The organism is Streptomyces sp. NPDC059564 (assembly GCF_042735575.1).
GTDB lineage: Bacteria > Actinomycetota > Actinomycetes > Streptomycetales > Streptomycetaceae > Streptomyces.
This window is the reverse complement of sequence record NZ_JBHWBP010000712.1, coordinates 1-1,192: the sequence shown is the minus strand read 5'-3', so window position 1 is coordinate 1,192 and position 1,192 is coordinate 1. Positions and strand designations below refer to the sequence as shown.

General features: G+C 76.0%; 1 protein-coding gene. It reads left to right on the top strand.

Features of this window, described 5'->3' with window-relative positions; translation table 11 throughout:
• Positions 1-158: 158 nt before the first annotated feature.
• Complete coding sequence (gene hypE / locus ACFV0Q_RS41845) at positions 159-1,148, top strand: hydrogenase expression/formation protein HypE (protein ID WP_385013366.1); 990 nt, start codon at positions 159-161, stop codon at positions 1,146-1,148.
• The last annotated feature ends 44 nt before the right edge of the window (positions 1,149-1,192 follow it).

The window sequence follows — 1,192 nt, the reverse complement described above, 5'->3', positions numbered from 1 at the left end:
CGCGGGGGCCGGGGACCGGGCCGCCGCCGCGCAGGACCCCGTACCGACCGCCGCACTGGAGGCGAGCCCCGTTGCCTGAGACCGCACCGTCCGAAGCCGTGCTCGACGTCACCGGCTGGACCTGCCCCGCCCCGCTGCGCGACCACCCCCGGGTCGTGATGGGCCACGGCGGGGGCGGCGCGCTCTCCGCCGAGCTGGTCCAGCACCTGTTCGCCCCGGCCTACGGCGGCGAGGCGATGGCCCGGCTCGGGGACTCGGCCGCCCTCTCGCTGGGCGGCGTACGCCTGGCCTTCTCCACCGACTCCTACGTCGTGCGCCCGCTGTTCTTCCCCGGCGGGAGCATCGGGGACCTGGCGGTCAACGGCACGGTCAACGACCTGGCCATGAGCGGGGCCCGGGCGGCCTACCTGTCCTGCGGGTTCATCCTGGAGGAGGGGGTCGAGATGTCCGTGGTGGCGCGGGCCTGCGAGGCCCTCGGCGCCGCGGCCCGGGCCGCCGGGGTGGAGGTGGTCACCGGGGACACCAAGGTCGTCGAGACGGGCCACGGCGACGGGATCTACATCAACACGGCGGGGATCGGGCTGATCCCGGACGGGGTGGACCTGCGCCCGCAGCGGGTGGTTCCCGGGGACGTGGTGATCGTCAGCGGCGAGATCGGACTCCACGGGGTGGCGATCATGAGCGTCCGGGAGGGCCTGGAGTTCGGCGTCGACATCGCGAGCGACTGCGCGGCCCTGGGCGGGCTCGTCCAGAGCATGCTCGCGGTCACCCCGGACCTGCACGTCCTGCGCGACCCCACCCGGGGCGGCCTGGCGGCCTCCCTGTGCGAGATCGCGGCCGCCTCCGGCACCGGAGTCGTCCTCCACGAGGGCCGCGTCCCGGTCCCCGAGGCCGTCGCGAACGCCTGCGCGATCCTCGGGCTCGACCCGCTCTACGTGGCCAACGAGGGCAAGCTCGTCGCCTTCGTGCCCCGCGAGCACGCCGACGCCGTCCTCGACGCCATGCGCGCCCATCCGCTGGGCCGGCGGGCGGCGGTGATCGGCGAGGCCGTCGCCGCGCATCCGGGGATGGTCGTGGCGCGGACCGGCCTCGGCGGCACCCGGGTGGTGGACCTGCCGATCGGGGAGCAGCTCCCGCGGATCTGCTGACGGGCCCGGAAGACCGGCCGCGGGCCCGCCACCTGTCCACGGCG

Bases quoted from the DNA above. Each gene is read 5' to 3' on its own strand.
- hypE (WP_385013366.1), top strand. From the start codon at position 159: ATGGGCCACGGCGGGGGCGGCGCGCTCTCCGCCGAGCTGGTCCAGCAC.